The sequence below is a fragment of the Acidiferrobacter thiooxydans genome (genome assembly GCF_003333315.1).
Taxonomy (GTDB): domain Bacteria; phylum Pseudomonadota; class Gammaproteobacteria; order Acidiferrobacterales; family Acidiferrobacteraceae; genus Acidiferrobacter; species Acidiferrobacter thiooxydans.
The window spans coordinates 124,261-141,967 of the sequence record NZ_PSYR01000001.1 but is presented as its reverse complement, the minus strand read 5'-3'; the positions used below and the strand labels follow the sequence as shown (position 1 = coordinate 141,967).

At 65.8% G+C, this 17,707-nt stretch carries 17 protein-coding genes; 7 read left to right on the top strand and 10 right to left on the bottom strand.

Translation table 11 applies throughout. The features are described from left to right. Positions 1–8: 8 nt before the first annotated feature. The 4 genes from dsbD to C4900_RS00700 all read right to left on the bottom strand — a co-directional run bounded on the left by dsbD (position 9) and on the right by C4900_RS00700 (position 5,875). Positions 9–1,802 (bottom strand): protein-disulfide reductase DsbD, encoded by a 1,794-nt coding sequence (gene dsbD, locus C4900_RS00715; protein ID WP_065969067.1) that lies wholly within the window; start codon positions 1,800–1,802, stop codon positions 9–11. Positions 1,803–1,876: 74 nt separating this feature from the next. After that, a complete protein-coding gene (topA, locus tag C4900_RS00710) occupies positions 1,877–4,171 on the bottom strand; it encodes a type I DNA topoisomerase (RefSeq protein WP_065969066.1) in 2,295 nt (764 codons plus the stop codon). A gap of 91 nt (positions 4,172–4,262) precedes the next feature. Next, a complete protein-coding gene (locus tag C4900_RS00705) occupies positions 4,263–4,745 on the bottom strand; it encodes a DUF494 family protein (RefSeq protein WP_065969065.1) in 483 nt (160 codons plus the stop codon). Between the two features lie 86 nt (positions 4,746–4,831). Beyond that, positions 4,832–5,875: a LysM peptidoglycan-binding domain-containing protein gene (locus C4900_RS00700; RefSeq protein ID WP_083995646.1), complete on the bottom strand. Its 1,044-nt coding sequence runs from the start codon at positions 5,873–5,875 to the stop codon at positions 4,832–4,834. An 84-nt stretch (positions 5,876–5,959) separates the two neighbouring features. On the opposite strand from C4900_RS00700, the gene def reads away from it, so the two are divergent. From def to C4900_RS00680, 4 genes are read left to right on the top strand one after another with little or no spacing between them, the layout of a single operon-like run. Further along, complete coding sequence (def, locus tag C4900_RS00695) at positions 5,960–6,463, top strand: peptide deformylase (protein ID WP_065969063.1); 504 nt, start codon at positions 5,960–5,962, stop codon at positions 6,461–6,463. Between the two features lie 7 nt (positions 6,464–6,470). Then, entirely contained in the window at positions 6,471–7,394 is a 924-nt protein-coding gene (gene fmt, locus C4900_RS00690; protein WP_114282126.1) for a methionyl-tRNA formyltransferase, read from the top strand. Further along, positions 7,387–8,670, top strand: a complete 1,284-nt coding sequence (gene rsmB, locus C4900_RS00685; RefSeq protein WP_065969061.1) for a 16S rRNA (cytosine(967)-C(5))-methyltransferase RsmB — start codon at positions 7,387–7,389, stop codon at positions 8,668–8,670. Before fmt ends, rsmB begins: the two co-directional genes overlap by 8 nt. Positions 8,671–8,691: 21 nt before the next feature. Beyond that, on the top strand, positions 8,692–9,009 hold the full coding sequence (locus C4900_RS00680; protein ID WP_065969060.1) for a tetratricopeptide repeat protein: 318 nt from the start codon (positions 8,692–8,694) through the stop codon (positions 9,007–9,009). A gap of 2 nt (positions 9,010–9,011) precedes the next feature. Here C4900_RS00680 and C4900_RS00675 read toward each other — a convergent pair whose 3' ends face one another. Genes C4900_RS00675 through C4900_RS00660 form a run of 4 tightly spaced genes read right to left on the bottom strand, consistent with a single transcriptional unit; the run spans position 9,012 to position 12,440 of the window. Then, positions 9,012–9,908 carry a lysophospholipid acyltransferase family protein gene (locus tag C4900_RS00675; RefSeq protein ID WP_170132360.1) on the bottom strand — a complete coding sequence of 299 codons (897 nt, stop codon included), beginning with the start codon at positions 9,906–9,908 and terminating at the stop codon, positions 9,012–9,014. After that, positions 9,901–10,761: a lysophospholipid acyltransferase family protein gene (locus tag C4900_RS00670; protein ID WP_170132359.1), complete on the bottom strand. Its 861-nt coding sequence runs from the start codon at positions 10,759–10,761 to the stop codon at positions 9,901–9,903. The genes C4900_RS00675 and C4900_RS00670 overlap by 8 nt, the downstream gene beginning before the upstream one ends. Before the next feature lie 22 nt (positions 10,762–10,783). Then, positions 10,784–11,722, bottom strand: coding sequence for an LpxL/LpxP family acyltransferase (locus C4900_RS00665; protein ID WP_065969057.1), 939 nt, complete (start codon positions 11,720–11,722; stop codon positions 10,784–10,786). Between the two features lie 43 nt (positions 11,723–11,765). Continuing rightward, positions 11,766–12,440, bottom strand: a complete 675-nt coding sequence (locus tag C4900_RS00660) for a tRNA 2-thiocytidine biosynthesis TtcA family protein (RefSeq protein ID WP_211306697.1) — start codon at positions 12,438–12,440, stop codon at positions 11,766–11,768. Positions 12,441–12,667: 227 nt separating this feature from the next. On the opposite strand from C4900_RS00660, the gene metK reads away from it, so the two are divergent. The 3 genes from metK (at position 12,668) to metF (ending at position 16,288) form a co-directional block, all read left to right on the top strand. Then, the gene (gene metK, locus C4900_RS00655) at positions 12,668–13,855 is read left to right on the top strand and encodes a methionine adenosyltransferase (protein WP_114282122.1); all 1,188 of its coding nucleotides are present in this window, start codon (positions 12,668–12,670) and stop codon (positions 13,853–13,855) included. 266 nt (positions 13,856–14,121) lie between these two features. After that, positions 14,122–15,435: an adenosylhomocysteinase gene (gene ahcY, locus C4900_RS00650; protein WP_065969083.1), complete on the top strand. Its 1,314-nt coding sequence runs from the start codon at positions 14,122–14,124 to the stop codon at positions 15,433–15,435. A 7-nt stretch (positions 15,436–15,442) separates the two neighbouring features. Next, complete coding sequence (gene metF, locus C4900_RS00645) at positions 15,443–16,288, top strand: methylenetetrahydrofolate reductase [NAD(P)H] (RefSeq protein WP_065969054.1); 846 nt, start codon at positions 15,443–15,445, stop codon at positions 16,286–16,288. A 220-nt stretch (positions 16,289–16,508) separates the two neighbouring features. Here the strand turns inward: metF and C4900_RS00640 are convergent, their stop codons facing one another. Further along, the gene (locus C4900_RS00640; protein WP_065969053.1) at positions 16,509–17,042 is read right to left on the bottom strand and encodes a carboxymuconolactone decarboxylase family protein; all 534 of its coding nucleotides are present in this window, start codon (positions 17,040–17,042) and stop codon (positions 16,509–16,511) included. 41 nt (positions 17,043–17,083) lie between these two features. Then, a complete protein-coding gene (locus C4900_RS00635; RefSeq protein ID WP_065969052.1) occupies positions 17,084–17,677 on the bottom strand; it encodes a TetR/AcrR family transcriptional regulator in 594 nt (197 codons plus the stop codon). Between the last annotated feature and the right edge of the window lie 30 nt (positions 17,678–17,707).

Genomic DNA, 17,707 nt, shown 5'->3' with positions numbered 1-17,707 from the left:
GCCATGCCTCAATTGACGATATCGGCCGATAGTCGGTGCGATAGGCCCGCGTGCGCCGAGTCCGGCCGCGTGATATGGGCCAGAAGGGTGTGCGGCCCCTCATAACCCGGCCATTCCCCGACCCGCGCCCCGTGACGATTGAAGTAGACGAGGGTGGGCGGCCCAAAGGCCTGCACATGGGCCAGCAGGCGCCGGGCCCGGCCATTATCTTGGCTCACGTCGGCGCGCACCAGGACCAGCGAACGCAAGGCCGTCACGACGCGCGGGTCGTGAAAGGTGTTGTCGTCCATGCGCCGGCATTGCACGCACCATGAGGCCCAGAAATCCACCAGTACGGGGCGCCCATGGGCGCCGGCGAGGACTGCCTTCAGGCCGCGTACGCCATGGATCGTGCGGAACGTGAGGCGCGGGCCCGCGACAGGACGCGGGCCGCTCGTAGACAGGCGCGCAAGCGGGGCGAGCGGATCGCTGGCCCCCGACAGGGCCCCCACACCGAGCACCAGGCCGTAGCCGAGAATCGCCACCCCCAGGCCCTTCATAAGGCTGGCCGCGCCGGGGGAACCGGACTTCAGGGGCTCCAGGGCCCCAAGCGCCACGCTGCCGACGATGGCCAACAACGCCCATAGCCCGAGCGTCACAGGGCCGGGCAGGATGCGGCCTTCGAGCCAGATCGCCACCGCGATCATGAGTAGCCCAAAGACGGCGCGGATCTTGTCGAGCCACGGGCCAGCCTTGGGCAGGAAATGGCCGGCGGAGGTCCCTATGGCAAGCAGCGGCAGGCCCATGCCGATGCTCAAGGCGAGGAGCGCAAGGCCGCCAAAGACCACATCCCCGGTGCGCGAGATGAGCAAAAGCGCCCCGGCCAGGGGCGCGGCCACACACGGGCCCACGATCAAGGCCGAGAATACCCCCAGCACCAGGGTGCCGAGCACCTGGCCGCCTTGGCCGTAACGGCCCAGGCGCTCCTGGACTGCACGCGGCATCTGCAGGTCATAGAGCCCGAACATGCACAGCGCCAGGACCACGAACAGGGCGCTGAAGGCCGACAGCACCCAGGGGTTCTGGAAGGCCGCCTGGACATAGTGCCCGGTGAGCGCGGCGATGATGCCGGCTGTGGTATAGGTCGCAGCCATGCCCACCACATAGGCAAGGGACAGGGTTAGGGGGCGCGCGCGCCCCCGGCACTGACCGACGATGGTCGCCGACAGGATCGGGATCATGGGAAAGACGCAGGGGGTGAACGCAAGCCCGAGCCCGGCGGCCAGAAACAAGACCAGGGTGCCCCAGGGTGGCGTGATTCTGGGGGGCGAAGCGGCGACCGACGACACCGGGGTCAACGCCGCAGGCGGAGACGATCGCGGGCCGATGCCGGCGGCAGGGATCTTGAGGACCACAGTCTTGGCGAGCGGCGGATAACAAATCCCGGCATTCGCGCAGCCCTGATAGCGCGACGTGACCCGCACCATGCGTCCCCCCGGCGCCTGCACGAATGGGATGGTCAGTACTGTCCGGCCCTCATAGACCTGCTGATGGCCGAAGGCCGGGTCGTTGACCCATCGGCCCTTGGGGAGATGGAACGGGGCCAGACGCACGCTGCGCGGCGCCACCGCGAGATGCACGCGACTGCGGTAGATGTGGTAACCGGGGGCAGCAGTCCAGCGCACCTTCAGCGCGCCGTGCACGATGGCGGCGTGGAACCGGAAGGCCTGATTCGGCGCCAACGGGCGGGCCGCCGCCGGGATCGGCATGGCCCCCAGACACAGGACCGCCACGACTACCGCAAGCACCGCGCGCCTATCCATCGAACCCCGCCTAGCACCACCCGCGAATAAGGACGTCCCGCGGGCGGCCCTTATTCCCGATCCCCGATGCCCGGTCAGGGACCGCCCTCGGCGCACTCCGGACAGGGGATGCTGTAGCCGCACTCCTTCTGCGGGCACACCTTCTCGGTGCCTCGCCGCTTGGTGGTCTTTATCGTCAGGATCGGGTGCCCGCACTGCGGGCAGGGCTCGGCGAGCGGGGGATTCCAGACCGCGTACTTGCAATCCGGATAACGCGAGCACGAATAGAAGATCTTGCCGTATCGGGATTTGCGCTTCAGGAGCGTACCCTGGCGGCACTCGGGACAGGTCACCCCGGTGTCGCTGGGCTTCTCCAGGGGCTCCATGTGACGGCAACTCGGATAATTGCTGCAACCTATGAAGCGCCCATAGCGGCCACGCTTGATCACGAGCGGGCTTGCGCACAACGGGCAGACGCGGTCCGGAATCACCTCGGCCGCCGGCGCCTCGGCCTCCTCGCCCAGGTTGCGCGTGTAATCGCACTCGGGGTAACCGGTGCAGCCGATGAAATAGCCGTTACGCCCAAGGCGCTTGGACAGCGGCTTATGGCATTGCGGGCAGGTCTCGGCAAGGACCTCCACGCCTGGGCGCTCTGCGTCCTCCTTGTCGCTCACCTGGCGATGAAACTCCGACCAGAAGTTGCGCAACAAGGGGACCCACTCCTTCTCGCCGCGCGAGACTGCATCCAGGTCGTCTTCGAGCCGCGCCGTGAAATCGTAATCGACATAGCGCTCGAAGTGCTGGGCGAGGAATTTATTCACCACCCGCCCGACGTCGGTGGGCTTGAAGCGACGCTTGTCCAGTACCACGTACTCGCGTTGCTGCAAGGTCTGGATGATGGTCGCATAGGTGGAGGGGCGGCCGATCCCGAAGGCCTCCAGGGTCTTCACCAGGCTCGCCTCCGAATAGCGCGGCGGCGGCTCGGTGAAATGCTGTTCCTTATGGATCTCCTTTAAGGCGATGCGCTCGCCTTCGCGCATGTCTGGGAGCAACCGGTCCGACTCGTCCTCCTCCCCCTTCTTGTCGTCGGCATCTTCCTGATAGACCGTCATGAAGCCCGGCACGAGCACCACCGAACCGGTCGCGCGCGAGATATCGCCGGGGCCGGCCTCGAGGTCCACGGCCATGGTATCGAGGACCGCGGGGATCATCTGGCAGGCCATGGTGCGGCGCCAGATGAGATCGTAGAGCTTCAGTTGCTCGGGGGTCAGGAAGGGGCGCAGGTCCTCCGGCGCACGACCCACCGAGGTCGGCCTTATGGCCTCATGGGCCTCCTGGGCGTTCTTGGATCGTGTCTTGTAGACATGGGGGGCAGACGGCAGCTTGTCGGCCCCGAAGCGCTCGGCGATCACGCCGCGGATCTCGGTCAGCGCATCCTGCGCCAGGGTCACGGAATCCGTGCGCATATACGTTATCAGGCCCACGGTCTCGCCTTCGATCGCCACGCCTTCGTAGAGCTGTTGCGCGGTGCGCATGGTGCGCTGGGCCGTGAAATACAGCTTACGCGCGGCCTCCTGCTGGAGCGTAGAGGTCGTGAAGGGTGGGGCTGGATTGCGCCGACGCTGCTTGCGCTCCACGGCGCGCACGCGGTAGTGCCCGTCGCGCGCGCCGTCCTTGAGACGCGCCTCGACCTCGGCGGCACGTGTGGCGTCGGTCACCGCGAACTGGTCGAGGCGCTCCCCGGAAAGCATCATGAGCCGGGCCCGGAAGGCCTGCCCTGAGGCCTCCATCTCCGAGTCAATGGTCCAATACTCGCGCTCCACGAAGCGCTCGATCTCCTCCTCGCGCTCCACGATCAGGCGCAAGGCCGGGCTCTGGACGCGACCTGCCGACAACCCGCGGCGCACCTTCTTCCAGAGCAGGGGCGAGAGGTTGAAGCCGACCAGATAATCGAGGGCGCGGCGCGCCTGCTGGGCGTTGACGAGATTCTCGGAAAGCGCACGCGGCTCGGCGACCGCCTTTTGGATGGCGCCCTTCGTGATCTCGTGGAACACTACACGATGCACCGGCTTGTCCCCCAGCAGGCCCTCGTCTTTCAGGATTTCATAGAGATGCCAGGATATGGCCTCGCCTTCGCGGTCCGGGTCGGTGGCGAGATAGAGGACATCGGCCTTTTTCATGGCCTTGATGATGACGTCAATGTGCTTGCGATTCTTCTCGATGACCTCGTACTTCATGCTGAAGTCATGATCCGTGTCGACGGCGCCCTTTTTCGGTATGAGGTCGCGCACATGGCCGTACGAGGCCAAGGCCGTGAAGCCTTTGCCCAGATATTTGCCCATCGTCTTGGCCTTGGCGGGCGACTCGACAATGATGAGATTCTTAGTCATGCGTCTTCAGGCAGTAACGGTACACGAGTTGGGGCACTATGGGCCTTGGGAAGTGCGAACGCCACCCGGCGATTTCCTGGGGAAGGAAACTCTAGTTGAGGGCGCCCTGGGTTTCGTTAAACACCAAGTCCTCCATCCAGGCATAAGCCTGTTCCTGACCCGGCTGATTGAAGAGCACCATCAGAATGATCCATTTCATCTGCTCCAGGTCCATCTCATCCGTCTCGAGCGCCATCACGCGATCGATGACGAGCTCGCGCGCGGCCGCATCAAGAACCCCGCCCTGCTCCAGAAACAGCAGGAAGCCGCGCGCGGCCGTGTCCATCTTCTTGTGCTCGTCCTCGGAATACACACGCAGGGACTTCAGGGAGGCATTGGCGGGCGAGGAGGCCTCGCTGCTCCTCAGGGCCGCGAGCCCTTCGAGCCATGCAAAGGCCTTGACGATCTCAGCCTTGGGAAACCCGGCCTGCGCCAGCTCATCGGCCAGAGACTCCTGGTCGGGTTGGAAATCGGGCCCCTCGTCCATATAGTTTTCGAATAGGTACATCAGGACGTCGAGGACGTTTTCTTTCATTTCAGGATCTTGCACTCTCCGGTCCGCTCCTGAGGTCAGGCGCACGGCGCCTTTGGTCAAGAGCATGGAGCAAACGGCGGTCAAGGTCAATCTTGCGGCGTTGCCACCGAGTCACCGACATGGATCTCGCGGCGCGCCTGCATGATGATGCCGTAACTGACGTGCGCGAAAGTGCGGAATATCATAAGGAGTCCGAGCGGCTGTTTGCGCCCCCGCAGCGTCTCATGCGCCACCGGGTCATAGAAGGGACGTGGCCGGCTATAGATGCGCAGCACATAACCGCGCCGTATCCCCGCATTCTTGCCCGCGTCGATGGCCACCGCGGCGTAGGTCCCAAGGTTCAGGTTATCGTGGGTCGCCGCTACCACCCTCGCACGGATGCGCTTTCGCGGGGCACGTGGATAATAATAAGGGATCGGCGCCTCATGCCGCCACGGCACCAGACGGTCGCCGGCCTCGACCTCGCGGATCGATGAGACCACTTCAAGCTCCGGCAGACGTCCTGGCCGCACAAGCCTGGCTTGGCCGACATATTTCGTTTCATAGGCCAGAAACTCCCCGTCTCTCGTGCGCAGTGCCGGGCCACGCCGATAGATCTCATAGGTCTTGTCCGGATGGGCCCCGAGATGGCGCGCATAGAACCGGCTCAAGGGACTCAGAAAGGTGTGGCGATGGACCGCGCCCGCCACATAACCGAGGCGACGGAAGGCACGTCGCGACAACGCGAGCGGACGCTGAAGGAATGGGCCTATGACGTTGGGATCCAAGGTCGGGATGGCGCTGGCCAGGGCCTGCGAGCGGACCGCCGGCCGCAACACCACGGTATTTTGCGGGGAGGCGGTCAGCGCCTGCACAGGGCCCTCGTCCACGAGATAGGGTGTGCCGCGGATGTAACGCAGCACGATGACGTCGCCCGGGTAGATGAGGTCGGGATTGCGGATCTGCAGGTTCCGGTTCCAGATCCCGGGCCAGCGCCACGGATCTCGGAAAAAGTGATCGGCGATACCCCAGAGCGTGTCGCCGGCCCGCACGACATAGCGTTGCGGGACATGGGGAACGGCCAGGCGGTCCGCCCACACGAGGGGGGATAGGGCCAGTACCAGTAAAAGACTGAGGCGAGCTCGACGCATGGCAAGGAGTGTAGTGGGTGATCAGGCGGTCGTCCACCTGCCCGGAGGGGCGCGTGGCCCGAGATTCCGGTATATAATTCGCCCATGGCATTGCGCGAGATCCTTCGTTACCCAGACCCTCGGCTGCGCAAAAAGGCGCTGCCCGTCGCGCGCGTGGATGAAGAGATCCAGGGGCTCATCCGGGACATGGCCGAGACCATGTATCACGCGCCCGGTATCGGCTTGGCCGCCACCCAGATCAATGTGGCCAAGCGCGTCGTCGTGATCGACGTGAGCACCGACCACAAGGATTTGCGGGTCTTCGTCAACCCCGTCATCTGCGAGCACTCCGGGGTCTTTGGTATCGAGGAGGGGTGCCTATCGGTGCCCGGCGTGTTCGAGGAGGTCGAGCGCGCCCAGAAGGTCACGGTACGTGCCCTGGACGAACACGGCACGGCCTTTGAGCTCGTGGCCGAGGACCTGCTGGCGGTGTGCATCCAGCACGAGATCGATCACCTCGACGGCAAGGTATTCGTCGACTATCTCTCACGCCTAAAACAGCAGCGCATCCGCAAGAAACTCGAAAAACAGCAACGCCTCGCGATGTGACCCGGTCGTGAGGACGGTTTTCGCGGGGACACCGCTCTTTGCCCTTCCGACCCTGGAGGCCCTGGTCAAGGCCGGCTACGACGTGCCGGGCGTTCTGACCCAGCCGGACCGGCCGGCCGGCCGCGGGCGCAGGCTTACGCCCAGCGCGGTCAAGACGCGCGCGGGCGCGTTGGGCATCCCTGTGTATACCCCCGAGAACGGCGCCGAGGCCGAGGCGGTGGTGCGCGCGCTCGGCGCGGATGTGGTCGTGGTGGTCGCCTATGGACTGCTGCTGCCGCCGGGCCTCCTGGATATCCCCACGCACGGCTGCCTGAACATTCACGCCTCGCTGCTCCCGCGCTGGCGCGGCGCGGCACCCATTGCGCGGGCGATAGAGGCCGGCGATACCAAGACCGGTGTCACGATCATGCGCCTCGATACCGGTCTCGATACCGGACCGATGCTGGCGCGCGCCGCGGTCGCCATCGCGCCTTGCGACACTACCGAGACGCTCGCCGACCGGTTGGCGCATCTGGGGGCGGAAACGTTGATGCCGGTGCTCGATGCGCTGCGTGAGGGGCGGCCGGTCACGGAGATCGCACAGCCGGCGAGCGGCGCCACCTACGCGCGCAAGCTGCGCAAGGACGAAGGGGTCATCGACTGGCGGCGGGACGCCGTTGCCCTGGAACGCCAGATCCGTGCGTTCACGCCCTGGCCGGGGGTGCGCGCGGTGATCGGCGGCACGAGCGTGAAGATCGGCACGGCTCACGCCGTAGACGCCCCACGGCCGGCGGAACCAGGCGTGGTCCTGGAGGTGCGGCCCGACCTCGTGATCGCCACCGGGCAGCGGGCGCTCGCGGTGACGTCCTTGCAGGCCGACAATGCCCGCATGCAGCCGGCACAGATCTTTTTGCAGGCCCATCCGCTTAGCGTCGGGAATCGCGTTGGCTAAACCCCGCCACGCCCTGACCCTGCGCGCGCGCTCGGCGCGCATCATCGCCCGCGTATTGACCGGGGGCGCGCTCGATCCGGCACTGGATGAAGACCGCGCCCGTCACGGGCGTCATGGGCTCGTCGAGGAGCTCGCCATCGGCACGATCCGCTACGCGCCCCGCCTTCTGGCGCGCACCGCGCCGCTGCTCAGGCATCCGTTCCGCAAGGCCGACCAGGACCTGCAGGCCCTGATCCTCATGGGCCTCTATCAGGCCTTCTTCATGGATACGCCGGAGCCGGTGGCGGTGTCCGAGGCGGTGGCGGCCGCCGACGCCCTAGCCAAGCCCTGGGGGAAGGGTGCACTGAACGCGGTGTTGCGCGCCGCCCTGGCCGCCGAGGCGGTGGCGCCCTACACCGGATACAACCACCCGGACTGGTTCGTCGATCGCCTGCAAGCGGCATGGCCAGAGACATGGCGCGCGGTGCTGGCGGCCAATGACGAACGCGCGCCGCTCACGCTGCGCGTGGATACCCGACGCATCGCACGCGACGATTACCTGGAACGGCTCGCACAGGCCGGGATCGCCGCGCGCGCGCACCCCGTGGCCGACACCGCGGTGGTGCTCGCCCAGGGGGCCCTGGTACCCGGACTTCCCGGATTCCGCGAGGGCCTGGTATCGGTCCAGGACGCCGCCGCGCAGCTGGCAGCCCCCCTGCTCGCCCCCGCCCCGCGCGAGGCCGTCCTCGATGCCTGCGCCGCGCCCGGCGGCAAGACCGGTCACCTGGCACAATCGGCCCCCGAGGCGCGCGTGACCGCGATCGACTCCGATCCGGCACGGATGGCGCGGCTCGCGGAGACCCTGACGCGCCTCGGGTGCCTTGGGCGTGTGCGGACGCTGACCCATGATCTCGCCGAATACCCCCTGGACGATTGCTTTGCGCGTATCCTGCTCGATGCACCGTGCTCAGCGACCGGCGTCATCCGTCGTCATCCGGACATCAAACTGCATCGCCGCGTAAGCGACCTGCCCCCTCTGCGCGCCATACAGGCCCGGCTCCTCGACCGGCTGTGGCACAATCTCGCACCCGGGGGCACCATGGTCTATGCGACGTGTTCGGTGCTGCCCGAGGAAAACGAGGACCAGGTGATAGACTTTCTGGCGCGCACACCGGACGCGCGCGAGGACGCCCTCCACTTCCCGGTCGGGCAGGCCCGCCGGGCGGGCTGGCAGTTCCTGCCGGGAGAGGCCGGCATGGACGGGTTCTATTACGCGCGCCTCGCACGGCGCGCATGAAGAGGCGCGAGGAGGCCGACCATGGACACCGAGGCCCTGGAAAAGATGCTCGCGCGCGGCCAGGACAACCTGCTGCTGCGCTACGGATTGGGCGGGGAATATGCGCGCCTCCGGCAATATGACAAGGCGATCCCGCATCTTCAGGCGGCGGTCGCCTTCGACCCGCATCATGCCGCGGCCTGGAAGCTGCTTGGCCGGGCACTGACGGAAAGCGGTCGTCCCGAGGAGGCACGCCAGGCCTATCAGCAGGGGATTGCCGCCGCCGAGGCCGGCGGGCACATACAGGCCGCGCGCGAGATGCGCGTGTTTCTCAAGCGCCTCGACAAGTCGGCGGGCTGACGCTAATACACCGGAGGCGTCCCCGGCGGGCGGGTCTTGAAACGCTTGTGGACCCAGAAATACTGCTCGGGATGCGCGCGCACGCCCTCCTCGATGGCACGATTGGTGGCGGTCGCGTCGGTCAGGGCGTCACCGCTGGGAAAACCCTCGAGCGGCGGCCCGAAGGCGATCTCATAGCCCCGCCCGCGCGGCTTCTGCCACACATAACAGGGAACGACGCGCGCATCCACCGCGCGCGCCAGCCGCCCCACGGCATGGAGGGTGATCGTGGGGACGCCGAAGAACGGGGCGAATACGCTGGAGCGCTCGCCGAAGTCCTGATCCGGCAGATAATAGAGGACACGACCCTCGCGCAAGGCCTTCAGCACCGGTCGCACGCCCTCCTGTTGCGTGATCATGGCCGCCCCGAAACGGCCGATGCCGCGACGGAAGGCGGCCTCGAACACCGGATTGGGCAGACGCCGGTAGACATTGGCCATAGGCCGCTCGGTGGACAATAGGCAACCGATCTCGATGGCCGCGAAGTGCGGTACGAGCAGGATCACATTCCCGTGCGCAAGCGCCCGGTCGTAATGTTCTCGTCCGCGAAATGACACCAGGCGGGACAGACGCGCGGGACTGGCCCACCACGCGACCATGACGTCGAACACACCCTGGCCCAGGGCCGCGAAATGGGCGCGCGCCAGACGCTTGTGCCAGGCCGCGCCTTCCGTGGGGAAACACAAGCGGAGATTGGTGAGGACGACGCGCCGGCGGGCACCGAGCAGATGGTAGGCAAGCCGCCCCAGGGCGTGACCGATGGCCGCCAGTACCGGCAAGGGCAGACCGCTCAAGCCCCGAAATACCACCAACGCCACATGGGCGCTGGCCTCACCGAGGCTGCCGGCGCGTTCACTCATAGGGCGACCTCCCATCCCGGCGCACACGCTTGAAGCGCTTATAGGTCCAGAGATACTGATCCGGCATCATGCGCACACCCTCCTCGATCGCGGCATTCATGCGCGTGGCGTCGGCCAGTGCATCATCGGTAGGAAACGGGGTGAGGGCCGGAGCGATCGTAACCTCGAATCCACCGGCCCCGGGCAGCTTGCGCGTGTAGCAGGGCAGGACCACGGCGTCGGCCAGGCGTGCTATACGCGCGAGCGCCGTAAGGGTGGGGGTCGGTATCCCGAAAAACGGCGCGGACACGGCCTGCGCCCCCCCCGGATCGAGATCCGGCAAGTAATAAAACGGTTTGTGGTTGCGAACCTCGCGCACCAGCGAACGCAGAGGGGCATCGTGGCGCCAGAGCACGCCCCCGAAACGGGAGCGCCGGCGTAGCAGGACATGCGCGAGCACGCCGGTAGGGGCGCGATACATGCTGATGCAGGGCCGCTCGCTCGACACCCGCAGCCCCCCGATCTCGAGGCCCAGGAAATGTGGGGCCAGGAAGATGATGTTCCGGCCTTGCGCGAGCGCATCGTCGTACGAGGCGCGCTCGACGATACGGACCCGCCGGCGGAACTCCTCATCCGAGGCCCACCACAGGCGCGCGGTGGCGAAGGCGTTACGTCCCATCGCCACGAAATGGCGACGCACCAGGCGCTCGCGGGCACGGGCCGAAAGCTCGGGGAAACACAGGCCGATATTGACGCGCGCGATATGCCGGGGACGCACGGCAACGGCGTAGGTCAAGGCCCCGAGACCGGCGCCGAACACCGACAGCCAGGACCACGGCAGGGCGGCCAGCGCGCGCAACAGGACATCTACCACGCGCTCTGATGGCCTCGACCCGTCAGTCATAGAGGGACTGGCCGGTATCGCGGGTCTTGAAACGCTTCATCGTCCAGAGATACTGCTCCGGCATCTTCAAGACCGCCCGCTCGATCGTGGCATTCATGACAGTCGCGTCGCCCACCGGGCTGTCGGTCGGGAAGCCCACAAGCGGCGGCTCCAGCCAAAGCTCGCAACCGCCACGGGGCAGGAGACGGGTAAAGCAGGGTATGACCGCGGCATCGGTCAGCCGCGCGAGGCGTCCTAAGGTCGGCAAGGTCGCCGCCGGGACCCCGAAAAAGGGGGCGTAGACTGACTCCTTGGGGCCTAAGTCCTCATCGGGGACATAAGAGGCGCCATATCCGGCCTTGACGGCGCGGATGAATGGGCGCATGCCGGTCTCGCGCGCGAACACGCGCCCGCCGAAGCGCTCGCGCCCGCGCGTCATGACGAAATCGAGGACCGGGTCCTTCAAGGGCTTCACGAAGCCGACATAAGGGAAATAGCGCGACAGCGCAAGACTCGCCTCGAGCCCCACGCAATGGCAATGGAGGACGATGATATTACGGCCCGCGGCACGCGCAGCCTCATAATGCTCGAGACCGACTACTTGCAGACAGCAATCGAGCATGCGCTCGTCCCCCCACCAAAGGACCGCCATGTGAAACAGCGCGAGCGCAGCCAGCCGAAAGTGCTCGCGCACCGCCCGCTCCCGGCGCTCGGCGGTCCATTCCGGAAAACACAGACCCATATTGGTGGCGGCGATGCGCCGCCTCTTGCGGTTGCCGCGATAATAGAGCCGGCCGAGGATATCGGCGATGCGCGCGCGTGCGCCAAGCGGCAGGTAGAGGCTGGCGCGCAGGAATGCCACCGCCCCCCACGTGGGCCAGTGACGGGGCGCGAGCAGACGCCAGGCAAAGCGCACACGATGGGCGCCGGGGAGGTCAGAGACCGCGATCATGGGCCGGCATTGTGCCAGAGCCGGCCGCGGCGGTCATCGCGTGTCATCCGCGAGACGATGGATCGGCGCCGAGCAGCGGACGCACGGCGCTCAACAGGTTGCGAAAGAGGTCCTTGTGGCGCGCCTCCTCGGCGGCCAGCAGGGCCTTCATGGCGGCGCGCTCGGTCGGTTTCCGGAAACAGGCCGGGCAATTGTCGGGGATCACCGGGAGTGCGGCGGCGCGCGCGAAGTCCCGCAGCTGGCGTTCGCGGACGTAGATGAAGGGCCGGATGACGCGCAGATCCCCGGCGTCGACCCGATAGTGCGCGCGCATCGTATGCAAGGTCCCGGCATGAAAGGCGCTCATGAGAAAGGACTCAGCGATATCGTCCAGGTGCTGGGCGAGCGCCAGGACGTTGTAACCGTGGTCACGAGCGACGCGGTAGAGGGTCCCGCGGCGCATGCGCGCGCAGTAACTGCAAAACGAGTCGTTGCCAAGCGTCGCCTGGGCGCGCGCGGCGATGGCCTGCCGCTCGTAGAAGTACGGGACACCGAGCGACTCCATATAAGAGATGAGCGGGGCGGGATCGAAGCCATCGATGCCGGGGTCCACGGTGGCGACCCCGAGGTCAAAGGTCAACGGGGCCTTTTTCTGGAGGTGGCGCAGGACCTGCAGGAGGCCCAGGCTGTCCTTACCGCCCGAGACCGCAAGCAGCACGCGATCGCCCGCGCGGATCATGTCATAATCAGAAATGGCCCGCCCTGTCAATCTCAACAATGGCCTTGGGGGAATGGGCTGCATCGGGGTATGTTAGTCGTTGCGCGGCGCCCCCGCCAAAAGCGGGGGCGCGGACTGTCATTTCCAGGGACAGCTATGTTATGGTATCTGCTGCTAGCAGACCAGCCCTCGCCTGATCTCAGATTAAGCTCACACAAGGACCTCACCCTAAAACGCCGGGAGTCACCATGTCGAAATCCTACCTCTTTACATCCGAATCGGTATCCGAAGGTCATCCCGACAAGATCGCGGACCAGATCTCGGATGGGGTGCTTGATGCCGTGCTGACGCAAGACCCTTACGGACGCGTGGCCTGCGAAACGCTCGTCAACACGGGGCTCGTGGTTTTGTCGGGCGAGATCACGACCAAGGCGATCGTGGATTTCACGAACATCGCGCGCGCCACCATCCGCCGCATCGGCTATGACGCGCGCATGGGCTTCGACGGGGATGCCTGCGCGGTGGTGGTGGCCATGGACAAGCAATCACCGGATATCGCCCAGGGCGTCAACGAGGGCCAGGGGCTGGATCTGGAACAAGGCGCCGGCGACCAGGGGCTCATGTTCGGCTATGCCACGAACGAGACCGAAACGCTCATGCCCATGCCGATCACCTTCGCGCATACGCTCATGCAGAGACAGGCCGCGGTGCGGCGCTCGGGGCGCCTGCCGTGGCTTCGGCCCGACGCCAAGAGCCAGGTCACCATACGCTACGAGAACGACGTCCCGGCAGCCATAGACACCATCGTCGTCTCGACACAGCATGACCCGGACGTGCGCTACCAGGACCTGAAGGAAGCGGTCATGGAGGAGATCATAAAGCCCGCGCTGCCCGAGGGCTGGCTCACGAAGGACACCCGCTACTTCATCAACCCGACGGGACGCTTCGTGGTCGGGGGGCCGGTGGGCGACTGTGGCCTCACCGGACGCAAAATCATCGTCGACACCTACGGCGGCATGGCGCGCCATGGCGGCGGGGCGTTCTCCGGCAAGGATCCCTCCAAGGTCGATCGCTCGGCGGCCTACGCCGGGCGTTATGTGGCCAAGAACATCGTCGCGGCGGGCCTTGCGGCGCGCTGCGAGATCCAGGTCGCCTATGCGATCGGGGTGGCGCAGCCGGTGTCGATCCGGGTCGAGACCTTCGGCACGGGGGTGGTCAGCGACGGCCGTATCGCCGAGCTGGTGGCCGAGCACTTCGATCTGCGGCCCAAGGCCATCATTCAGACCCTGGATCTCTTGCGGCCGATCTACGCCAAGACCGCGGCCTACGGCCACTTCGGGCGCACCGAGGCCGAGTTCCTGTGGGAGCGCACCGACAAGGCCGAGGCACTGCGCTCGGCGGTCGAGGGTAAAAAGGTCCAATCGCTGTCGCGCTAGGAGAAAGCCGTCAACTACCCCGGGCTAACAGGCCATACGGCCCACAATGAGACGGGAGCCGGTTGTCCACAACCCCGAGGGAGAGGCCCCGCCAGGGAGCCCGTCACTAGGGCCGCTGTCGGGCCCCTAGGGGCCCGTAAGGGCGGATAGCCGGGAAAGAACCGGCACTGACTTAACCGGAGGCGGTTTGTAGGCCGTCTCCCATCGCCGGCCGAATGGCTGGTTACCTCCTCGCCATAAAAGGGTGGGGTTTCACGGAGACACTCATGAAATCGGCAGTCCACGCAAAAGAGGCGCATGACTACAAGGTGGCCGATATCGGGCAAGCGGCCTATGGCCGCGCCGAGATCGCGATCGCCGAGACCGAGATGCCAGGCCTCATGGCCCTGCGCGCCGAGTACAAGGGGCAAAAACCCCTCAAAGGGGCCCGTATCGCCGGCAGCCTGCACATGACGATACAGACCGCCGTGCTGATGGAGACCCTGGTTGAGCTGGGCGCGGACCTGCGCTGGTCGTCGTGCAACATCTTTTCGACGCAGGATCATGCCGCCGCCGCCATGGCCGCAGCCGGGATCCCGGTCTTTGCGTGGAAGGGCGAGAGCGAGGAAGAGTACTGGTGGTGCATCGACCAGACCATCAACGGGCCCGACGGCTGGCACCCCAACATGCTCCTCGACGACGGTGGCGACCTGACGGCGGTCATGCACGAGCGCTACCCGGAATTGATGAAGGATGTCCGCGGGCTTTCGGAAGAGACCACGACCGGGGTTCACCGGCTCTATGATCTCGAGGCCCAGGGCAAGCTGTTGTGCCCGGCGTTCAACGTAAACGATTCGGTCACGAAGTCGAAATTCGACAACCTCTACGGCTGTCGTGAATCCCTGATCGACGGTATCAAGCGCGCCACCGACGTCATGATCGCCGGCAAGATCTGCGTCGTGGCCGGCTATGGCGATGTCGGCAAGGGGTGTGCTCAGGCCTTCCGCGGCATGGGCGCCACGGTATGGGTCACGGAGATCGATCCGATCTGTGCCTTACAGGCGGCCATGGAAGGCTATCGGGTGGTGACCCTGGAGGAGGCCGCACCGCTGGCCGACATCTTCGTCACCGCCACGGGCAACGTTCACGTCATAGGCCTGGAGCACGTGCGCGCCATGAAGCATGAGGCGATCGTGTGCAACATCGGGCACTTCGATTCCGAGATCGATATCGCGGCGCTACGGACCCTCCCGTGGGAGAACATCAAGCCGCAGGTCGACCATATCGTCTTCCCGGATGGCAAGAAGATCATCGTCCTGGCGGAAGGGCGGCTCGTGAACCTGGGTTGCGCCACCGGCCATTCGAGCTTTGTGATGTCAGCCTCGTTCACAAACCAGGTCATGGCGCAGATCGAGCTCTGGAACCATCCGCAGGACTACAAGGTACAGGTCTATACGCTGCCCAAGCATCTGGACGAGAAGGTCGCACGCCTGCACCTGGACAAGATCGGCGCGCATTTGACGAAGCTCACCGCCGAACAGGCCGCCTATATCAACGTGCCGGTCGAAGGCCCTTACAAGCCGACCCGGTACCGCTACTGATCCCGGGATGGAGTCGCAAAAGCGCCACGCGCGGGTCTTTAGCTTCGAGTTCTTTCCCCCGAAGAGCGAGGAGGCGCGGAGCGCCTTCCACGCCGCTCTGGAACAGCTCGCACCGCTGGATCCGCGATTCTTCTCGGTGACCTTCGGGGCCGGCGGCAGCACGCGGGAGCGGACCCTGGAGACCGTGCGCGAGATCGCCGGGCACGGGAAGGCGGCGGCGCCTCACCTCTCGTGTATCGGCGCGACACGCGACAGCATCCGCGACATCCTGGCGACCTATAAGGCCCTCGGGGTGCGCCATATCGTGGCACTCCGGGGCGACCTGCCGTCGGGGATGGTCGATCCCGGCGACTTCCGATACGCCTCCGAGCTCGTGCGCTTCATCCGCGCCGAGACCGGAGACCACTTCCATATCGAGGTGGCGGCCTATCCCGAGGTGCATCCGCAAGCGACCAGCGCCGAGGACGACATCAGACACTTCCAGGAAAAGATCGACGCCGGCGCCAACTCCGCGATCACCCAATACTTCTACAACGCCGACGCCTACTACTGGTTCGTGGACACCTGCGAGGCGCGCGGACTTACGGTACCGATTGTGCCTGGTATCATGCCCATCACCAATCACCGGCAACTGCTGCGCTTCTCGGAGGCCTGCGGGGCCGAGGTGCCCCGCTGGATCCGCCGGCGTCTCGAAGACTTCGGCGAAGACGGCGAGTCGATCCGCTCCTTCGGCCTCGACGTCACCACCGCCCTGTGCGCCGAACTCCTGGCCGCCGGCGCCCCGGGACTCCACTTCTATACCCTGAACAAGGCCGCGCCCTCGAGCGTGATATGGGAACGGCTGGGATTGTGACAGCGCCGGCCCCCATGGCAAGACCGTAGCCTGAGCGGGCCGGGGGCGCTGGCGCCGGATGCCCGCTGGGCCCAAGGCGCCCCGCCCCGCCTGGCGCCATGTCCAAGCCCCTATGGGCAACAGGAAGACGCGGCAAGACCGTGAGACCCGTAATCGCGCAGGATAAAGGGCCTCTGCGGGCGCCATAGTCGTTAGCGGAGACCCGTGCGCGGCGACGACGTCAGAAATCCCGCTCGATCTTGAAGGTGTTAAAGAGGATGTCGACCGCCGTATTGCGCGCCCCGTGGGCCACCGCGTCGAGCATGTCGCCATCCGTCCATCCCAGCCCGCGCAGGTGATCGAGGTCGGGCTTACCCACCGCGTGCGGTGTAGCCATGGCCTTCAGAACAAAAAGCAGCATCGCCCGATCCTTCTCCGCCAATGGCGTGGCCTTGGGATCGGCCTTGGTGGCCGCCACCTCATCGGGCGTCTGGCCGCACATATGGATGAGCAATGCCTCATTGAAGCCCACGCAATACTCGCAATCGTTGCTCTTCGACACGAGCATGCGGATTGAGGCCAGCAGGGCCGCGGAAAGGGCCGGGTGATTGCGATAGTAGCGGATACTGTCCCATTGCTGGGCAAGGAGTGCGGGGCTGCTGCTATAAAACTGCACGGCGTTGGGGACGCGACCAAAGAGCCCGGCAACGGCCTTATAGGTCTCGGCGACAGCGCCGGTCGCAGTCTCGGGGGTTTGCGTGGTCAGCAAGGTCATGAGATGGACTCCTTGGGCGAAAAAATGGATAAACGAATGGCCTACGCCAACCCGCGGACGTAGTCGCGAAGCTCACGCAGACAGTGACGGAAGACCGCTGCCGACTGGTGATTCTTGGCAATGCCCCAGCAACCTTCCCAGGCGGCCACCAAAAAGAGCGAAGCGGCCTCGCAATCGAGATCCGCGCGCACGCGCCCCTGGGCCTGGGCCCTTGCCAGGGCGGCCTGCACGACACCCTGCCAGCGCGCCAGGATGGCTGACAAGTGCTCCCGGAAATCGGCGTCGACGGCACTCATTTCCTGGATCAGGTTATTGAGCGGACAGCCCCATTTGACGACCTCGTCGTCCACACCATGGATGCGCTGATCGAGGAGGGCGAGCAGGGTCTGATAGGGGTCTTCCGCCTCTTCGAGGGGTCGGAATATGGCGTCCGCGAGCCGCCCCTGGATGACCTCGTCTATGACCACGAGACCGAGGGCGTGCTTGCTCGGGAAATGGTGGTACAAGGCGCCTTTCGTAAGACCGGTGTCGCGCAGGATCTCGGAGAGGCCGGCGGCCTGGAAGCCGTGGCGATGAATCTCGGCAAACGCCGCCTGAAGCAGCTGGGTGCGGGTTGAATCGTGCGTGGTGTCCATGGCGCTATCATACCGACTGGTTGGTATGGG

Bases quoted from the DNA above. Each gene is read 5' to 3' on its own strand.
- topA (WP_065969066.1), bottom strand. From the start codon at position 4,171: ATGACTAAGAATCTCATCATTGTCGAGTCGCCCGCCAAGGCCAAGACG.
- C4900_RS00635 (WP_065969052.1), bottom strand. From the start codon at position 17,677: ATGGACACCACGCACGATTCAACCCGCACCCAGCTGCTTCAGGCGGCG.
- metF (WP_065969054.1), top strand. From the start codon at position 15,443: ATGGAGTCGCAAAAGCGCCACGCGCGGGTCTTTAGCTTCGAGTTCTTT.
- C4900_RS00705 (WP_065969065.1), bottom strand. From the start codon at position 4,745: ATGAAAGAAAACGTCCTCGACGTCCTGATGTACCTATTCGAAAACTAT.
- def (WP_065969063.1), top strand. From the start codon at position 5,960: ATGGCATTGCGCGAGATCCTTCGTTACCCAGACCCTCGGCTGCGCAAA.
- C4900_RS00640 (WP_065969053.1), bottom strand. From the start codon at position 17,042: ATGACCTTGCTGACCACGCAAACCCCCGAGACTGCGACCGGCGCTGTC.
- ahcY (WP_065969083.1), top strand. From the start codon at position 14,122: ATGAAATCGGCAGTCCACGCAAAAGAGGCGCATGACTACAAGGTGGCC.
- C4900_RS00680 (WP_065969060.1), top strand. From the start codon at position 8,692: ATGGACACCGAGGCCCTGGAAAAGATGCTCGCGCGCGGCCAGGACAAC.
- C4900_RS00665 (WP_065969057.1), bottom strand. From the start codon at position 11,722: ATGATCGCGGTCTCTGACCTCCCCGGCGCCCATCGTGTGCGCTTTGCC.
- C4900_RS00700 (WP_083995646.1), bottom strand. From the start codon at position 5,875: ATGCGTCGAGCTCGCCTCAGTCTTTTACTGGTACTGGCCCTATCCCCC.
- C4900_RS00660 (WP_211306697.1), bottom strand. From the start codon at position 12,440: ATGATCCGCGCGGGCGATCGCGTGCTGCTTGCGGTCTCGGGCGGTAAG.
- C4900_RS00675 (WP_170132360.1), bottom strand. From the start codon at position 9,908: ATGAGTGAACGCGCCGGCAGCCTCGGTGAGGCCAGCGCCCATGTGGCG.
- metK (WP_114282122.1), top strand. From the start codon at position 12,668: ATGTCGAAATCCTACCTCTTTACATCCGAATCGGTATCCGAAGGTCAT.
- dsbD (WP_065969067.1), bottom strand. From the start codon at position 1,802: ATGGATAGGCGCGCGGTGCTTGCGGTAGTCGTGGCGGTCCTGTGTCTG.